Origin of the sequence: Methylovorus glucosotrophus (assembly GCF_009858335.1) — a bacterium.
Lineage (GTDB): Bacteria > Pseudomonadota > Gammaproteobacteria > Burkholderiales > Methylophilaceae > Methylovorus > Methylovorus glucosotrophus.
In genome coordinates this window covers 343,552-361,294 of the sequence record NZ_VMSE01000002.1, presented here as the reverse complement: position 1 = coordinate 361,294, position 17,743 = coordinate 343,552, and the positions used below count along the sequence as shown (strand labels likewise).

Annotated in this window: 13 protein-coding genes; 6 read left to right on the top strand and 7 right to left on the bottom strand. The window is 58.4% G+C overall.

The window, feature by feature from the left end:
• Positions 1-41: 41 nt before the first annotated feature.
• The 7 genes from FNL37_RS12780 to FNL37_RS12750 all read right to left on the bottom strand — a co-directional run bounded on the left by FNL37_RS12780 (position 42) and on the right by FNL37_RS12750 (position 7,382).
• Entirely contained in the window at positions 42-686 is a 645-nt protein-coding gene (locus tag FNL37_RS12780; RefSeq protein WP_159356402.1) for a hypothetical protein, read from the bottom strand.
• A 74-nt stretch (positions 687-760) separates the two neighbouring features.
• The gene (locus FNL37_RS12775) at positions 761-1,123 is read right to left on the bottom strand and encodes a DUF3325 domain-containing protein (RefSeq protein WP_159356401.1); all 363 of its coding nucleotides are present in this window, start codon (positions 1,121-1,123) and stop codon (positions 761-763) included.
• Positions 1,120-2,766, bottom strand: coding sequence for a PepSY-associated TM helix domain-containing protein (locus tag FNL37_RS12770; RefSeq protein WP_159356400.1), 1,647 nt, complete (start codon positions 2,764-2,766; stop codon positions 1,120-1,122). The genes FNL37_RS12775 and FNL37_RS12770 overlap by 4 nt, the downstream gene beginning before the upstream one ends.
• On the bottom strand, positions 2,763-3,134 hold the full coding sequence (locus FNL37_RS12765; protein ID WP_159356399.1) for a DUF3649 domain-containing protein: 372 nt from the start codon (positions 3,132-3,134) through the stop codon (positions 2,763-2,765). The genes FNL37_RS12770 and FNL37_RS12765 overlap by 4 nt, the downstream gene beginning before the upstream one ends.
• Positions 3,135-3,217: 83 nt before the next feature.
• Positions 3,218-5,662 carry a TonB-dependent siderophore receptor gene (locus FNL37_RS12760; protein ID WP_244948297.1) on the bottom strand — a complete coding sequence of 815 codons (2,445 nt, stop codon included), beginning with the start codon at positions 5,660-5,662 and terminating at the stop codon, positions 3,218-3,220.
• A gap of 135 nt (positions 5,663-5,797) precedes the next feature.
• Positions 5,798-6,844 carry a FecR family protein gene (locus FNL37_RS12755; RefSeq protein WP_159356397.1) on the bottom strand — a complete coding sequence of 349 codons (1,047 nt, stop codon included), beginning with the start codon at positions 6,842-6,844 and terminating at the stop codon, positions 5,798-5,800.
• A 13-nt stretch (positions 6,845-6,857) separates the two neighbouring features.
• Positions 6,858-7,382 (bottom strand): sigma-70 family RNA polymerase sigma factor, encoded by a 525-nt coding sequence (locus FNL37_RS12750; protein ID WP_159356396.1) that lies wholly within the window; start codon positions 7,380-7,382, stop codon positions 6,858-6,860.
• A gap of 210 nt (positions 7,383-7,592) precedes the next feature.
• Here FNL37_RS12750 and FNL37_RS12745 point away from each other — a divergent pair, with 210 nt between their 5' ends.
• The 6 genes from FNL37_RS12745 (at position 7,593) to FNL37_RS12720 (ending at position 17,740) form a co-directional block, all read left to right on the top strand.
• Complete coding sequence (locus FNL37_RS12745) at positions 7,593-8,852, top strand: PepSY-associated TM helix domain-containing protein (RefSeq protein WP_159356395.1); 1,260 nt, start codon at positions 7,593-7,595, stop codon at positions 8,850-8,852.
• Positions 8,853-8,864: 12 nt separating this feature from the next.
• Positions 8,865-9,392, top strand: coding sequence for a sigma-70 family RNA polymerase sigma factor (locus FNL37_RS12740; RefSeq protein WP_013441242.1), 528 nt, complete (start codon positions 8,865-8,867; stop codon positions 9,390-9,392).
• Between the two features lie 2 nt (positions 9,393-9,394).
• A complete protein-coding gene (locus tag FNL37_RS12735) occupies positions 9,395-10,387 on the top strand; it encodes a FecR family protein (RefSeq protein WP_159356394.1) in 993 nt (330 codons plus the stop codon).
• Positions 10,388-10,501: 114 nt separating this feature from the next.
• On the top strand, positions 10,502-12,913 hold the full coding sequence (locus FNL37_RS12730; RefSeq protein ID WP_244948296.1) for a TonB-dependent receptor: 2,412 nt from the start codon (positions 10,502-10,504) through the stop codon (positions 12,911-12,913).
• 396 nt (positions 12,914-13,309) lie between these two features.
• Positions 13,310-15,514: an HDOD domain-containing protein gene (locus FNL37_RS12725; protein WP_159356393.1), complete on the top strand. Its 2,205-nt coding sequence runs from the start codon at positions 13,310-13,312 to the stop codon at positions 15,512-15,514.
• Positions 15,515-15,523: 9 nt separating this feature from the next.
• The gene (locus FNL37_RS12720; RefSeq protein ID WP_159356392.1) at positions 15,524-17,740 is read left to right on the top strand and encodes an EAL domain-containing response regulator; all 2,217 of its coding nucleotides are present in this window, start codon (positions 15,524-15,526) and stop codon (positions 17,738-17,740) included.
• Positions 17,741-17,743: the final 3 nt, after the last annotated feature.

Sequence of the window (17,743 nt, the reverse complement as noted above, 5' to 3'; positions counted from 1 at the left end):
ATGACGGATGAGCAAGCGAAATGGGTACTGCGTTTACGCGTTTATTTTGCGACGACAAAACTCACGGTCGCCACATGGCGCACGTCATCGTATTTTTTGCCTTCCAGTTCCACCGTGCCATTGACCTTGGCCGTCACTTCCAGCACATAGCGGCCGGGGAATGGCGTGCTTATGGTCACGCTGCCATCGGCGGCGGCCTTGAAGCTGCGCGTCCAGCCTTCGGAAGTGTAGACGTTGACCTGATCGGCAGGTACCTGCCGGCTTTTCCAATACAGGCGGAAGGTATTGCCGCCCGCCTGGTCCGGCACCAGTTCCAGATCATTCACCGGCTTGGTGTCCTCACGCCCGGCTTTGGCCTGGTAAAACAGCAGGCCGCCATTGGATGACTGGCGCTTGGCAGTAAAGCGCAAATCACCACCTTCGCGCAGGTTGGCAATGCTGTAATGGCTGTCACTCATGGTGGTCGCCAGCGATTTGCCATCCGCCATAAAGGCGCGGGCATCGCCCAGCAACTCAGCGCTGGCCGCAGGACGATCCGGCTGCAGCTCGCCCAGATAGGCATGGGCCGTGGCGCCATCGCGCTCCAGCCAGACATAATCGGCATGCGCCGACAGACTGAACAGCAGGGTCGACAACAGCAAAGCGCCCAGGCGGGCAATAGCAAAACGCGAGTGTGTTGAATGCATCAAGATGAATTACCTTCCGTGTGAAATTTCCAAAACAAGCCTGAAACAAGCTGCCAGACTTGGTACGTGCATATCTATGCCCAGTAAGCCACTAGCATGCCGAGCACGATCAGCGGCAGGCTGACCATGGCAAGTCTGCGCGCTAGCCCCGGAGCATAGGTCAGCAGCAAGGCCAGCATCATGGCCGCTGCCGTGAGATTACCCAGCCACAGCACACTGCCGGGGCCGGCGCCTTCGAGGCTGATCGCCAGATGCAAGGCGGCAATCAGCCAGCCCCACGCCGCTACTGGAGTAAGGCGCTTCAGCGCCGCCAGCACGGAAGAACCGTGTGCGCGGGTGAGCTGCTTGTGGTGACGCTCCATGCCATAGGCCAGGCTTGCCAGCCCCAGATACGCCAGTGCAAACACTGCCAGATAAAGCCATGAGCCTTTCATCATGCCACCTCCGTTTCGGCCAGTTCGGGTCTGTGTTCAGGCCGCGCAGAGCGCCGAGGATTGCTTAACTGGCTGCGCACCTTGCCGGTACGCCAGGCGGCAAAACAGATAGCCGCGCCCAGCAGCATGGCGGTGATATCCAAGCCGGCCACGGCCGCTGGACCTTGCCGCAAGGTGGTCAACAAGGCCGATTGCGGCGTCAGCATGGCATTCAGCACCGGTAGCGCCAGCCACATCAGGCCGCCCAGCCAGAGCATCAGCTGCCACATATGCCGCCCCGGTCGCCACTGCGCCAGCAGCAGCACGGCGGCCCAGGCGATAAACACACAGTGAATCTCCCATTCGTCGCGGTCCGCGAGCCCTACCGGCAATATGCGGTTCGCCCAGAAAAACGTGGCAAAGGCGATAGGCAGACCCGCAATCACGCCCAGATTCAACCCCTCAACCAGCCGCAATCCCCAGGTTGGCGGCAGGCCACTGGCCAAGCGCCTGGCTTGCGCCTGGCGCTTTTTCACGGCCCACAGCACTGCCCCCGTGGCAATCATCAGGCAGCCACCCAAACCGCTGATAAAAAACAGGGCACGCAGCAAGGGCTGGGCAAAATTCGCCTCGTGCAGGCTGCGCATGGCGGTGGCGGTCTGCACCACGGCGCGCTGCTCTGCATCCACCTCATGCAGCAGCTTGCCGCTGACACCATCAAAGGTGAGCGACATGCCGCTCTCGATCAGACCGCCATCCCCGGCTTTATCCAGGCTGACGCTGGCGGCAGCATCGTTGGGATTATTGATATGCATGTGGTCGACTTTTGCATGGCTGCCATCGCCCTCGCTGCCTCGCCAGATATGCTGTGCCTGTGCGACAAGATTACCGATGGACGTCAGTTTTGCTGCTCGGCCACTGGGCTCAGGCGCCGGTTCCTCGCGGAACAGTTCGCCGAAAAATGCCTGGTTGTTGCCCTGGTAGGCAACCACAATCGGCGTGGGCATATAGAGGTACATCAGCAGCATGAGGCCGGTATAGGTAATCATCAGGTGATAGGGCAAGGCCAGCACACCGGTGATGTTGTGGGCATCCAGCCACGAGCGCTGCCCCTTGCCGGGCCTGAAGGTGAAAAAATCCTTGAAAATGCGGCGATGGATAATCACGCCCGTGATCAGCGCCACCAGCATGAACATGGCGCAAAAACCGACGATCCAGCGCGCCAGCGTCACCGGCAGGTAATGCAGATCAAAATGCAGCCGGTAGAAGAAATTGCCGCCCTTGGTTTCCCGCACCTCCAGCGGCAAGCCGGTATCGGGGTTCAGCATCACATCGTGAAAACGTTCACGCGTGGGCTCTACCCCCGGCGGCAGCTTGTCTTCCCAGAAAATCTGCAGACCCTGGCTGCGCTCACTGGGAAAGCCGATAAACCATTGCTTGGCATCGGGCGCACGCTGTTGCAGGGCGATCACCGCCCGCTCGGCCATGTGGGCCTGGCTATCCTGACTGGGGGCAATGGCATGCAGTTCGGGCTGCATCCACAAGGTAATCTCGTTGCGATAATAACTGGCCGTGCCTGCGGCAAAGATCAGCAGCAACACCCAGCACACCAGCAAGCCAGCCCAGGTGTGCACCCACGCCATGGAAGCTCTAAACGCGTCTTTCATCTCACACTCCACCACACACCCAGCCCCGCTGCCATCAGCAGCGAAGGCAGCAACATGCCACACCATGCGCGCCATGCACTGCGCGTGGCAAACACCCAAAGGACGGCACAGGCATAAATCAAAAAGGACAACAGCATGGACAGCAACACCGACTCCGCGCGCGACATCGGCAATACCAGTGCCAGCACGGCGATGCTCAGCAGCGTCAGCACATAGGCGCCGATAATCGCCGCCATCACCCGGGAAAACACCGCCCAGCGCATGCTGGTTGCGGATGTGTCGGAGCCTGATTTACGCTGCGCCTGCGCGGGTTTGCGCGGCGCCAGCCCGACGTCGCTCATCTCATTGCCTTCGTCATACACCTGCATCCATGCATCCTTTACAAAAAAACAGGCCGGCACCTGAAAACAACCAGGTACCGGTCACGGGTTAAACCACAAATCGACGCGCGTCAGAACTGATACTTGAGTGTCAGCATGGCATTGCGCGGCGTACCGAAATAGCTCGAGCTGGTCGTGCTGTAATACGACTTGTCGAATACGTTGTTGATATTGAGCGCAGCCGACAGATGGCTATCCACCTGATAGCGCGCCATTAGGTCGACCACGGCATAGGCATCCTGCGTGAAGCGCTGGTCGCCATTCGGGCCCAGCCCATCGGTGTAGGTCTTGCTCTGCCAGTTGGTGCCGCCGCCCACCGTCAGCTTGTTCAGCACACCGCTCATGCGATAGGTCGTGAACAGCTTGATGGTGTTCTGCGGAACATAGGTATTCAGCAGCTCGCCGTCCTTATCCTTGGCGCGGCTATGCGAAAGACCGGCCACCACTTGCCAACCCGGGCGAAGTTCGCCACTGACTTCGGCTTCAAAGCCGCGGCTCTTGGTCCCGGATACAGCGCGATACACTGAGTTGCCGTCAATCGTGACACCGGGAATCAGCTGCGCCAGATTGTCCTGTTGAATTTCAAACACGGCAGCGCTGAAATTGAGCCTGCGATTGAAGAATTCGCTTTTGACGCCCGCTTCCTTGCTGCTGCCGGTCAGAGGATCCAGAAATGTACCGTCAGAACCGCGATTGGTTTGAGGCTTGAAAATATCGGTATAGCTCGCATACACAGACCAGGTGCGGTTGAGGTCATACACCACACCGGCATACGGCGTTACCACGCCGCTTTCACTGCGGGCATCGGTGGCATTCTGCGTACCACTCGGGTCCCAGGAGAAGTTGCGCGTGCTCCAGTTGCTGATACGGCTGCCGATCATGATGGAAAGATCATCCACGGGCTTGAGGCGCACCGTGGTGTAGGCACCGGATTCGTGGCTGTCAAACGCACCGGAACCAGTCACCGGGATATCGTCGTAGCCAGGCGTAGCGCCATTCCAGGTATAGATATTGTCAATATCGCTGAGGGCCCAGCCATGACTGGCTGTTCTACCCCAGCTGGTTTTGGAGGCGGTGACGCCGACCACGAGCTCATGCTCGCGCCCGAACAGGCTAAACGGCCCGGTGGCATAGGCATCGATACTGTTTTGCTTGGGCTTGGCCAGCCAGCTGCTCTTGTACATGCCCAAACCGGTACCATCCCGATTCGGCGTCTTCCAGATGGCATAGCCCAGCAGGGCGTCGTAATCGCTACGACGCTGGTTGACCACGACCTTGGCCAGCCAGTCGTTGTCAAAACGCTTTTCCAGCGAGGCAAAATACGAGCGCTGCTCATGATTGAAATCCGCCCATGACGCAGACGAATTGGCCGAACGCGACCAGTTGGTGCGGCTGCCATCGCTGAAGAACAAGGGCAGGCCTGCACGGCTGGCGCTAGTGGAGGTGTATTTCTGGTATTCAATGCCAGCGGTAAACAGCAGGCTGGGAGTGAGGTCGACTTCCAGAATACCGTAGAACATTTCCTTGTCGGAGCTCATGCGGTCGATAAAGGAGTTGCTGCTCTGGCGCACGCCCACCATGCGGCCACGCACACTGCCATCTTCATTCAGCGATCCGGAAACATCCGCTTCGCCACGGAAGTTATCCCAGGAGCCCGCCATGCCGGTGACCGAGGCCTGAAACTCTTTGGTCGGGCGCTTGCGCACCAGATTGATGGCGGCGGAAGGCGTGCCCACGCCACTCATGAGGCCAGTCGCGCCCCTTACCACCTCAACCCGGTCATAAAATGCCAGGTCGGAAACCTGATACTGCCAGCTTTCGCTGGTCGACAGCGGGATGCCGTCTATCATGTAGTTTTCTACCGCGAAGCCGCGCGAGTAATACTGCACGCCATCGGTGACGTCCGAGCCATTCTGGTTGACGCTGATGCCCGTGGTCTGGCGCAATACATCTGACAAGCCCAGCAAGGCGCGGTCGTCCATTTGCTGGCGCGTAATCACGCTCACCGACTGCGGCGTTTCGCGCAGGGACAAACCGAGCCGGGTGGCGGTGCTGGTCTCGCCCGTAGTGTACGAGCCGGTGTTTTCGGTAACGGCCATTCTTTCCTCGTTTGCGACCACAGCGACTTCAGGCAGGGTCTGATCACGCACTGCCGCCGAGTCTGGCGCAGCGGCTTTGGGCGCGACTTCCAGCACGTAGCCTGCGGCATTGCGCTTTACCTGCAGACCACTGCCATCCAGCAAACGGGCAAAGCCTGCGTCCACGTCGTATTGCCCTTGCAGGCCGGGCGAATTCAGGTTTTTCACCAGCCCGGCATCATATGAAATCAGCACGCCAGCCTGCTGCGCGTAGCGGTTCAATACCTGGGCGAGACTGCCCGCTGGAATCTGGTAACTCTTTTGCGCAACTTCTGCTGCCTGGGTGCTTGCCGAGATGGCCAGCATGGAACCCAGGGCCAGATGTACCGCCAGACAGGCGGGCTTTAATCTTGTCCACGCTGCCGCTTTTGCAGGCATGCGCGCCTGCCCTTTCCCACTTTTCTGATACTGCTTCATGTGCTCCCTTTTTTGATGGTGTCTACACAAGCTATGACGTAGTCACCCGCAAAAGCGGAACTGCATGTGCTGCATTTCTTGCCGTTTTTTTGTCAGTTATTTGGATGAACTCTGCGCAGGGGCCTGGCTGACCTTGGCTGCCGACTGAGGCTTTTCCACCTTCTCCACCCAGCTCAGCCATGGCGTCAAATGACGGATGCGCAGCGGGAAGCTGCTCGCCAGCAATTGCAGCGCCCGGTCTGTATCGTCCAGTGGCAGCAGGGCCGATACATGCATGGCTTCCATATCGGCCGTGCGATACATGACAATGCCGCGACGGTAGCGCCACAGCTTGTCGAGCACCTGGTCCATAGGCTGGTCCTGCACCATCAGCTGATGGGCACTCCACGCAGCGGCGACACTTTCCGTATCAATCGCCACGGGAGTGCTGATGTGTTCAGCCGACAGCAGCACCTGCTCGCCTGCACTGACTATGCGCGTCTGGTCTTGCGCCTCCGTTTTGGCCTCGACCCGGGAGTGCAGCATGGTCAGCGTGGTCCCGCTATCGGTCAGCGTCACCACAAAGCGCGTGCCGAGGGCGCGCATGGTGCCATGCGGGGTTTGCACGATAAATGGCCGCTCTGGATCAGGGGCAACATCCACCAGAATCTCGCCCTTGAGCAGCGCAAGCTTGCGTTCATGTGCACTGAAGTTGATATCCACCGCCGTGGCGCTGGCCAAAGCCAGGTGCGATTGATCTGGCAGCACTTCGTTTTTCCACTCGGCGGTTTCGGTACTCAGATCGGCAAACATGGCCGACCATGGATTGAGTAGCTGCCAGCTGCCCAGCATGGCGCCCAGCAGCAACATCGCGGCGACTGCGTTACGCCAGCCGCGACCGGACGCCGGTTTGTGCAACGCCTGCTGGAGAACAGCGCGTTGCGAGGTATCGCTCGCTATGGCACTTAGCTTGCCGACGAAGCCGCGCATGGTAACCACGGCATTGAGATGGGCCGGATCTGCCTGCACCCAGGCATTAAACGCCGCCTCGTCGGCCGCGCTGGCCTCCGGGCTGGCCAGCAGCACCAGCCACTCGGCTGCCTGACGCACCACGGCAGACCTCGTTTCAGCTGGCTTTGCGCCCTGATCTGCGATGTTGCTCATGCGAATGCTTCGCTCATGCTTGCACCTGCTCCAGCGCATCGTGACAATGCACCAACGCCTGCACCAGGTACTTGCGCACCATGCGGGTGGACACCGACAGGCGACGGGCGATTTCGTCATGCCCCAGCTCTTCCAGCTGCGCCATCAGAAATGCCTCGCGCGGCTTCTGCGGCAGGGTTTCCAGCACCGAGACGAGATAGGCCAGAGCGCGCACCGCTTCCAGTATTTTTGCCGGGTCTGGCGCATGGGCTTGTTCCAGCTGCGCCGCCAGTTCTTCCAGATACAGGGCTTCGATTTTCTTGTGCCGCGCATCATCAATCAGCAAGCGGGTTGCCGTGCGCGTCAGGAAAGCCCGCGGCTCCTGCAGCATCAGCAGATCACGTGAGGCCATCAGCCGCAAAAATGTATCCTGTGCAATGTCCGCCGCCCCATGCGCGCAGCCCAGCTTTTTGCGCAGCCAGCCCTGTAGCCAGCTGTGATGCTGGGTATAAAGCATTTCCGCCACATCGCGACGACGGGGACAAAGAATCAGGGACATGACCGATACATACAGTTGAGAATAATTATCATTATATGAAACAAGCCAGCATCCCACAACCGCTCAATCGTAAAGTCGGGATAAGGTCCTAGCGCGCAAGCACATGATCAAGCTCTGCTTTCATGCAATATCATGGCCCAGCACAAAATGAGAATGATTTGTATTTGATATGTATAATATCCCCTGAATATTGTTACTGCCGGATGCTTCATGCGTAAACCACTTGCCCTGCTACATCGCTGGTTTGGCCTTGCCACCGCGATTTTTCTGTTTATTGCCGGCCTTACCGGCGCGGTTATTTCCTGGGATCATGAACTGGATGCGGCGCTGAATCCGCATCTTTTCGAGTTAGAAGCCCCGGCGCATGGCATTCCGCAGCCATCCCTGCAATTGGCTGCCGAGATCGAGGCCGCCAACCCGTCCATACAGGTGACCTACCTGCCGCTGGCAACAGAAGCCGGACATGCCTTGCAGCTATTCGTGCAGCCGCGGCTCAACCCGGCCACCGGCAAGCCCTACACGCCAGACTTCAACCAGATGGCGGTGAACCCCTACACCGGCGAGGTGCAGGGCAAGCGCATGTGGGGCGAGATTTCACTGGCGCCGGAAAACCTGCTGCCATTTTTGTACAAGCTGCATTACAGCCTGCATATCCCCGATGGTTTCAATCTTGAACTGGGCGTGCTGTTCATGGGGATTGTTGCCATCGTCTGGACCATAGACAGCCTGATTGCCTTGTGGATTTCCTTCCCCAACCTCGCCAGCTGGCGCAAGTCGTTTGCGTTTCGCTGGCAAAAGGGGGGCTATGCGCTCAACTTTGATTTGCACCGCTCGGGCGGCGTCTGGGTCTGGGGCTTGCTGCTGATCATGGCGGTCACCTCCATCTCGATGAACCTGGATACGGAAGTCATGCGCCCGCTGGTAAATCGCATATCGCCGCTGACTGCCAGCCCGTTTGATACCATCACCCCCAGCCCGCTGGATAAACCGCTGACGCCGGTCATCTCGCGTCAGGCCGTGCTGGATCGTGCCACCAGCGAGGCACGAAAGCGCGGCTGGGAAGCGCCTCCCGGTGCCATTTTCTGGTCGCCGCAATTTGGCGTGTATGGCGTGGGATTCTTTGAAGCCGACAATGACCATGGCGATGGAGGGCTCGGCAACCCCTGGCTCTATTTCGATGGCAAGACTGGCGAATATGCGGGCGCCATCGTACCGGGCACGGGCAGTGCCGGCGATATCTTCATGCAGGCGCAGTTCCCGCTGCATTCAGGCCGCATTCTCGGCTTGCCGGGGCGCATCCTGATCTCGCTGATGGGGGTGGTCGTCACCATGCTTTCCGTCACCGGCATCATTATCTGGGCACGCAAGCGCAAGTCGCGCCTGCACCAAAGTCAGCGCGCCGCGTCCACTGACGTAAGCAAGCGCCAACTGGCGCAGCGCGACGGCTCCAAGCCCAGCCCCGCGAATTAATCCGCCACGACCATGCTGAGCCCCCAGATTCATCTGCGCAATCAATGGCTAAGCCTGCTCTATCGCCACCATCAGGGCTGGCTTATGGGCTGGCTGCGCAAGAAGCTGGGCTGCCCGCACCATGCAGCGGATATTTCGCACGACACCTTCAGCCGCCTGCTGGCGCTGGATAACATCCCCGACATCCGCGAGCCCAGGGCTTACCTGCTGGTGACGGCCAACCGGCTGATGATCAATGAATTCCGCAAGCGGCAGGTGGAGCAGGAAACCCTGCAAGCCGTGGCACTGCTCAACGCCGATGACAGCAGCCATAGTCCGGAAACCATCTGCTCGGCGCGGCAATTGCTGGCGCAGGTATTGCTGATGCTGAGCGAAGAGCTGGATGAAAAAGCGCGGCGCGCCCTGCTGCTTGCTCGTGTCGATGGGCTGGGATATCGCGAGATCGCCGCTACCATGCAAGTCTCGGAAAGCAGCGTGAAGCAGTACCTGTCGCGGGCGCTGGTGCATTGCCATGCCCGGCTCTACCCCGGCGCGCCCTGATCATGCCCGACGACATGCCAACGCCAGCCTCCTCCGCCGGGATGACGCAGCCCAGCATTTCCGAGATACGCCAGCAGGCCGCAGAATGGCTGATTCAGCTATCGGAGGCCGAAAGCGACACCCAGCGTGCCGCATTGCAGGCGGCCTGCCAGGCATGGCAACAGCAGCATCCTGGCCACGCAGAGATATTTCGTCAGATGCAAACCCTGTGGCAAAGCCTGGCGGACCATGGTGACACTGCGAAACCAAAACGCAGCAAGGGCAGGCGCAAGGCGCTGATCGGCACCGCCCTGAGTGCCTTGCTGCTGCTGGGCGGCCTGCAACTGCCCACCACCCGCTACTGGCTGGCAGATGAACGTACATCGACCGGCGAAATTCGCCAGATCAACCTCAGTGATGGCAGCCGCATCACCCTGAATACACATAGCGCCGTGGATATCCGCTTTGATGCCCACACCCGCACCATACGCCTGACCGAGGGCGAAGTGCTGGCCGAAGTGGCGCACGACCCGCAGCAGCGCCCGTTTATTGTGGAAAATCGCGATGGTACGGCCACTGCCCTGGGTACGCGTTATCTGGTGCGGCAGGATGCCGACAGTAGCACCGTCACCGTGCTGGAATCCACGGTAGCCGTGAAGCCGCGCCACTCAGCCACCATCAGCAAAGTATATGCAGGCGAACAGTTGCGCTTTGACGCCCAGCAGGCATACACCCTGATGCCCGCCCCAGCACTCGCCGATAGCTGGCACATGCAACGGCTGGTATTTGAAGATGCACCACTCAGTGCCGTGATCGCACGGCTGGCGGAATACCGCCCCGGCCTGCTCAAGCTGAGGACAGATACCCAAGCCTTCCGCTTTACCGGGGTATTGCCCACCGATGATAGCGAAAAGGCGCTCAGCATCCTGCAACAGGCCTTGCCCATCCGCATTCAGCGCTACTCGAACTACATCGTGCTGGTCGATGCCGGCAACGAACCTGCGTCGGATCGCTAGCGTTCTATAGGATTTATATAAGGGACGAATACTCCTGACTGCCCGATTTTTCCTCAGCGCGGTCATTGGAGTTGAGAGCTTCTCAATTCCAATGACCAAACTCAGGGAGTCCATATGACAACATCTCCAGCGTGGGGCCGCGCCTCACTTTTACATCTCGCCATTGTGGCGTGCCTGTGCCAGATGACGCAGGCCCACGCCGCCGACACCGGCACTGCCAGCCATCTGCAGATCGCCGCCCAGCCACTGGGGCAAGCCCTCACCGAGCTGGCCGCCAAAACCGGCATGCTGATCGGGGTGGATGCCGACCTGGTGCGCAACAAGCAGGCCAAACCTATCAATGGGCAATACCAGCCAGAAGACGCCTTAACCGCGCTGCTGGCCGGCAGCGGTTTGCAGGCGGTAAAAGGCAGCAATGGCAGCTACACCCTCAAGCCCAATCCGGCCAATGTGGAAAAACCGCAAAGCCATGCCGAGCCCACTACCCTGCCTGAAGTCAGCGTGTCAGCCGCCAACGAATCCAGCGCTAACGTGCAGGAAGAAGGCAAGGCCGCAGATGGCTATCGGGTCAAGACCATCTCCTCCGTCGGCGCACTCGGCAGCATGCGCCTGCAGGATACGCCCTATGCGATCAGCGTGATCCCGCAAGAGCTGATCCAGAATATCCAGGCGCAATCGCCAGATGATGTCTACAAGCTGAACCCATCGACCCGCACCACCACGCCGCAGATCACCGGCTTCAGCCCCAATGTGAATATTCGCGGCTTTGACGGCTATAACACAGCGGAAGACGGCATGCGCCGCGCCTACAACCATGCTGCCACCATGGAAGACAAGGAACGGGTGGAAGTGTTGAACGGCCTTTCCGGCTTTTTATATGGCGCAGCAAACCCGGGCGGCATGATCAATTTCGTGTACAAACGCCCGACCATGGAGCGCCTGAACAGCGTAACTGTGGGTAACTACGGTGGCAGCCAGGCCTATGTGCATGGCGATTTTGGCGGCCGCATTGACGACGAAGGCCGCGCAGGCTATCGGCTGAACGTGGTCAAGCAGGATGGTGGCACGGCGCTGGATCATCAAAGCATACAGCGCGAACTGATCAGCGGCGCCATCGATTGGCAGATCACCGACAAGCTGCTGCTGGAGTTGAACGCGGTCTACAACCACTACAAAATTGATGCCGTCTCACCCTACTGGTATGTGGCCAGTGGCATTCAGCGCCCTTCCGCCCCCGACACCAGCAAATACTGGGGCCAGAAATGGAGTGGTGATGAGTTTCACAATACCAAGCTCATGAGCAAGCTGACCTACCAGCTGAATGACAACATCACCCTGCGCGGCGCTTACATGCGCGATTACATCAACCGCGAAGGTACTGCAGGCACCTACAATTACCCGCAATCGTCCACCACTTATCAGCAACTGGCACTGGCTGGTGCCGATAGCGAGGATGTCTATAACGCGGGACAGGCGTTTGCCGATATCCGCTTTGATACCGGCAGCATCTCGCACAAGCTCACCACCGGCTACTACATGAATTCCGACCTGTTCCGTGGCTCGGATTACGACAGTGGCGCTAGCACGCTAGGGCCATTTTCCATGCGCAGTCCGACCTATGTCGCTAAACCAGCCTTTGCTGCGGACACCGCCTCGCTTTATACCAAAGGCCGCGATATCAATGAAAACCTGATGCTGGGCGATCTGGTGACCTTCAACGAGCAATGGTCCATGCTGGCCGGGGTAAACCGCAGCCGTATCCTGTCGCTGAGCTACAACGAAGACAACAGCAAGAGCTCCTCCTATGACAAGAGCCGGACCTCGCCTGCGATCTCCCTGATTTACAAGCCCATGCCATGGCTGACCTCTTACCTGAGCTACATCGAAGGACTGGAGGCAGGTGGTCGCGCGCCAACTTCACTGATTTATACCAACCATGGTGAGGTTATGCCACCCATGGTCAGCCGTCAGCAGGAGTTCGGCCTGAAAGCCAGTGTGGGCAAGGTATTGCTAACCACCGCCATCTTTGAAATCGAAAAGGCCTATCAATACACGGAGGTCATCGACAGCTCAAGCAGTGTCTATCGCCAGAATGGTCGCCAGAATCACAAGGGCATAGAATTCGGCGCCACCGGCAAAGCCACCGATAGACTCACCGTCATCACCGGCCTGACGCTAATGGATGCCACGGTGAAGAAATCGGAAAACGCAGGCAATGTGCCGATGAATGTGGCACAGCAGTTTGCCAAGGTATATAGCGAGTATCAGATCCCGGGCGTTGAAGGCCTGACGCTCACCGGCGGGGTTTACTACACCGGCAAGCAATATGCGGATGACGCCAACACTGATCGTCTGCCATCCTTTGTCACAGCGGATATTGGCGCACGTTACCAAACCACGGTCTCCAATCGCCCGCTGACCTTGCGCTTGAATGTGAATAACCTGTTCGACAAGGATTACTGGCTGAACGCCTATTACCTTGGCACCCCGCGCAGCCTGGCCTTCTCGGCACAGATGCAGTTCTAAGTCTCCGCCTCACCAACTGCCCGGCGCCAAACCGGGCAGTTTCCCTCCCAGCATGGCAACGTCGAAATCTGGTCAGTCAGTACGGGATTTCGGCACCACATTTCTTGGCGCCCGACCGTCGTTGGATAACACAAATCCTAAAAATTAATTGTGGGATAAGACACGGTATTGTCTCTTTATTCACACAATGATACATTGTGGTTTAATAATTTGGCATAAGTGCCTTAATTTGTTGGCAAATTATAAAAAAACATCGCTATTTAACAGAAAATTTTACGTAGTTTAATTGCGTTTTTCCAAGGGGGGTCTATATAGCATGCGCCTTGCGAGCACGATTCTTGCGTCCCGCCCTTTTGTAGCCTATTTATAAAACGCGGACATTGAATCCATAAACCCATGCAGCAATCGCCTCAATATACGCCGGACCATCACGCGCAGATCGTGCTGAATCACGTCACGATCAGCGCGCTGCCGTCTATTCCGCAGGTGCTGACGCGCATTCTGGAAATGCTGCAGGATGAAGATACCGACATGCGCAAGCTGGCGGACTTGATGGAAATGGATGTGGTGATCAGCGCCCGCATCCTGCAAGTAGCCAACTCGGCGGCCTTCCAGCGCGGCACCCAGGTATTGTCGGTATACAGCGGCATCTCCAACTTGGGCTGGGACCTGGTCAAGACGCTGACCCTGAGCATTATCTTCCAGCGCATGCTGAGCGATTACTTCAAGAGCAATCAGCAGGATCTCGCCAGTTACTGGTATCACTCGCTGCGCACTGCCGTGCTGTGCAAGGCACTGGCCGCCCGCACCAGCGCGGTTTCCACTGACGAAGCCTATATTTCCGGCCTGCTGCACGACATCGGCCGCCTGGGGCTCTTGAGTGGATTCAACGCCCAGTACCAGGCGTTTTTTGCCATCGACGAATCCCTGCCCAACTACATCGAGAGTGAAGCCGCGCGCTTTGGCATCGACCATTGCGAGCTGGGCGCCTGGGTCATCAAGAACTGGCAGGTAAAGTCCTTCCTGGAAGATGCGATTGCCTATCACCATCTTCCTGCCGCACAGCTGGAACATTCGCCGGCGCTGATCAAGATTGTCTACCTGGCCAATCTGCTGGCACAGCAGAATATCCGTGACAAACCCGCCCTGGCCGAACTGGCCGAGCGCTGGTTCAATCTGAGCGAAACCGCGCTGGATGAAATTGTCAGCATCAGCCATCAGCAGATTGATGTGCTGGCGATCTCGCTCAACCTGGAAGCCGAAAAACCCGCGCTGGGCATGGACAGCGCCCCGGAAGCCGAAGATATCGACGCCCTGCTGGGTGCGCTTGGCAACCGTGCCCAAGCGCTGCTTGCACCGTCGTCCAATATTGATGACCGCCTGATGCAAGGCGTGGCAAGCAATGCGCTGATCAACCACATGGAAAGCACGCTCAGCCAGCAGCCGGATGAAGAAGCCCTGCTGCTGCAACTGCAAAAGCTGGCGCGGCTGATTTGCCACAGCAAGCAGCTGATGCTGTTTGTGCCCAATGAAACCCAGACCACCCTCATCGGCAAGCCGCTGCAGGCTGACCAGAAATGGGTGGCCGATTTCATTCTGCCGACCCAGCAGGATGTCAGCCTGATTGCCGACACCTGGCTTGCGCAGGCGGCCCGCCATAGTTTTGAAGCCTTCCGTGGCAGCAAGGCCACCTTGCCAGACAAGCAGATGATGCGCATGAGCAATGCCGCTGGCATGCTGTGCGTGCCGATGATGCTGAAAGGCAAGCCCATGGGCGTGATGGTGCTGGCGCTGGATCAGCCCGAGTTTCTGCTGCTGGACACGCAAATGTCCATCCCCACCGCCCTTGCCCGCATTGCCGCCAGCCGCCTGGCCGCCAGCGGCCAACCGGCCGATGACATGCTGGCAGGCGAAGCGCAAAAAGAACGCTTGCGACGGTTTGTGCATGAAACCAGCAACCCGCTCACCACGGTTAAAAACTACCTCGCGATTTTAGAGCAGCGCATGCTGAAAAACGGCATGCAAAGCGATGACATCAGCATCGTCAATGAAGAGATCGACCGCATCGGCGTCATGATCGGCGAGCTGTATTCCAATGGCCAAAGCTACAGCGCCGCCAGTGTGGATATCAACCAGATGGTACTGGACCTGATTACCCTGCATCGCCAGACTTACCTGGAACCCGCTGGCGTGGATGTAGTGGAAGCGCTGCTGCCGAACCTCCCGGAAGTCACCACCATTCCGTATCAGTTGCGGCAAGTGCTGGTCAATCTGATCCGCAATGCCGCCGAAGCCATGCCGAATGGCGGCACACTTACCATTGCCACCCATGTGGAAAACCGCGCTGGCGAAGAACCCATGCTGCTGATTCAGGTCAGCGACACCGGCCATGGCATCCCCGATGAGGTGATGGCACGCTTGTTCAGCCCGCAAACCAGCACCAAGGGCGGCAACCATGGCGGCATCGGGCTCACCATCAGCAACGACATTATCAAATCCCTGCATGGCAGCATGGCCTGCCGAACATCCCCCCAGGGCACCAGCTTTGACGTGCGCCTGCCTCTGCAATCCGAAGCCAGCGATCTGGCATTAATGGAATAAAAGGGCACCATGTCGAGCATCTACCCCATCAACGCCTCACCCAAGCCGGTTGCCGAAACAGCGCCGCTGGCGCGGCTGCTTATTGTCGATGACAATGTGCGGCTGGCGGAAAGCCTGAAATACCTGGTCGAAATCCATGGCTATGTTGCCCACGTGTGCAACTCTGGCTTTGCCGCGCTTGATCTCGTTGCCGAGCAGCGCTTTGACCTGATGCTGCTGGACCTTTCCATGCCGGGCATGACCGGGCATGAGGTGCTGATGCAACTGCCCAAGGGCAAGCAACGCATTCCCGTGGTCGTCATCAGTGGCACCAAAACCCTGAATGCCGCGATTGATGCCATGCGCCATGGCGCTTATGACTTTTTGCGCAAACCCTACCAGCCGGAAGAGCTGCTGCGCACGATTGAAAACGCGCTGGAACACTCCCGGCTCGAGCTGCAGAACAAATCCATCCACGCCCGGCTGGAAGAATCAGAAACGCTCTACCAGTACCTGATCGACAGCTCGCCCGACATCATCTACACGCTGGATGACAACGGAAACTTCACCTTCATCAACAACCGTGTGGAAACCCTGCTGGGTTATTCACGCGAGACCATGCTGGGCAAGCACTACACGCTGCTGATCCACGAAGAAGACTACGAGCGCGCGCACCACGCCTTCAATGAGCGCCGCACCGGCAACCGCGCCGCCAAGAACGTGGAGCTGCGCCTGCGCTGCCAGGAGCGACGCAGTGAACGCCGCCAGCCCGAGCAGAATTACATTACGGTGGTCATCAATGCCATGGGCATTTATGGCACGCACCCGGAACATGGCACGCCCTTCAACGGCACCTATGGCGTGGCGCGCGACATTACCGAGCGCAAAAAAGCCGAGCAGGCCATCACCCACCAGGCCTACCACGATACGCTGACCGACCTACCCAACCGCATGCTGTTCAAGGACCGCTTAACCGTCGCCATCCATCACGCCAAGCGCAACAAGCACAAGCTGGCGATCATGTTCCTGGATCTGGACCGCTTTAAATGGGTGAACGATACGTTAGGCCATCTGTATGGCGATGAGCTCCTGAAGCAAGTGGCAGCCCGCCTGCGCAACTGCATGCGCGAGCAGGATACGCTGGCGCGCATGGGCGGTGATGAATTCACCATGCTGCTGCACGAGCTGAATCAGCCCGACGATGCGACTGTCATCGCGCAGAAGATTTTTGATGAGCTGAAGCGCCCCTTCATGCTGGATGATCGCGAAATCTTCATTTCATCCAGTATCGGCATCGCCATTTACCCGGACCATGGCGACTCCATCGAAAACCTGATCAAGCGCGCCGACATTGCCATGTACCACGTCAAATGGCGCGGCAAGAATGGCTTCCAGTATTACGATCCAAGCATGAACAGCATGTTCCACAAAAAGCTGTCGCTGGAAAACGAGCTGCGGCGCGCCATCGAAAAACGCCAGATTGTGCTGTACTACCAACCCAAGATTCATCTGGATGGTCATTGCGTCATCGGCCTCGAAGCCCTGGCGCGCTGGCATCACCCCGAGCTGGGCCTGGTCTCGCCGCTGGAATTCATCCCGCTGGCAGAAGAAACCGGCCTTATCCACGCCCTGGGTGAAATGCTGCTGGAAGAAGCTTGTGTGCAGATGCGGCAATGGCAGGATGCCGGGCTCAACAACTTCAGCCTGGCGATCAATATCTCACCGCAACTGGTGGAAGAAGATGCCTTTGTCAGCCGCATTTTGACGCCGATACGCCACCACCAGCTGAGCGAAGACCTGTTTGAAATCGAGATTACCGAAAACCTGCTGATGCGCGATGTGGAAAGCTCCATCAGCAAGCTGAAAGAGCTGGGCAGCCACGGCATCAAGATCGCCCTGGACGACTTTGGCACCTGCTACTCCTCGCTGGCTTACCTGCGTCGCTTCCCCATCCACAGCGTCAAAATCGACAAATCCTTTGTCAGCGACATCAGCAGCACCAGCGAAAACGCCTCCATCATCTCGGCGATTGCCGGTATCGCCAACGGCTTCAAGCTCGACCTCATCGCCGAAGGCGTGGAAACCATCCCGCAAATGCACACCCTGCAATCCCTGGGCTGCTCCAAGATGCAAGGCTTCCTGTTCAGCAAACCCCTGCCCGCCAAGGAAATGACCCAGGTGCTGCACAATCCCTCCCTGTTATTCCAGGATGTCCCCGCCCCGCCACAGATGCTGCCCTTGTTGTAGGAA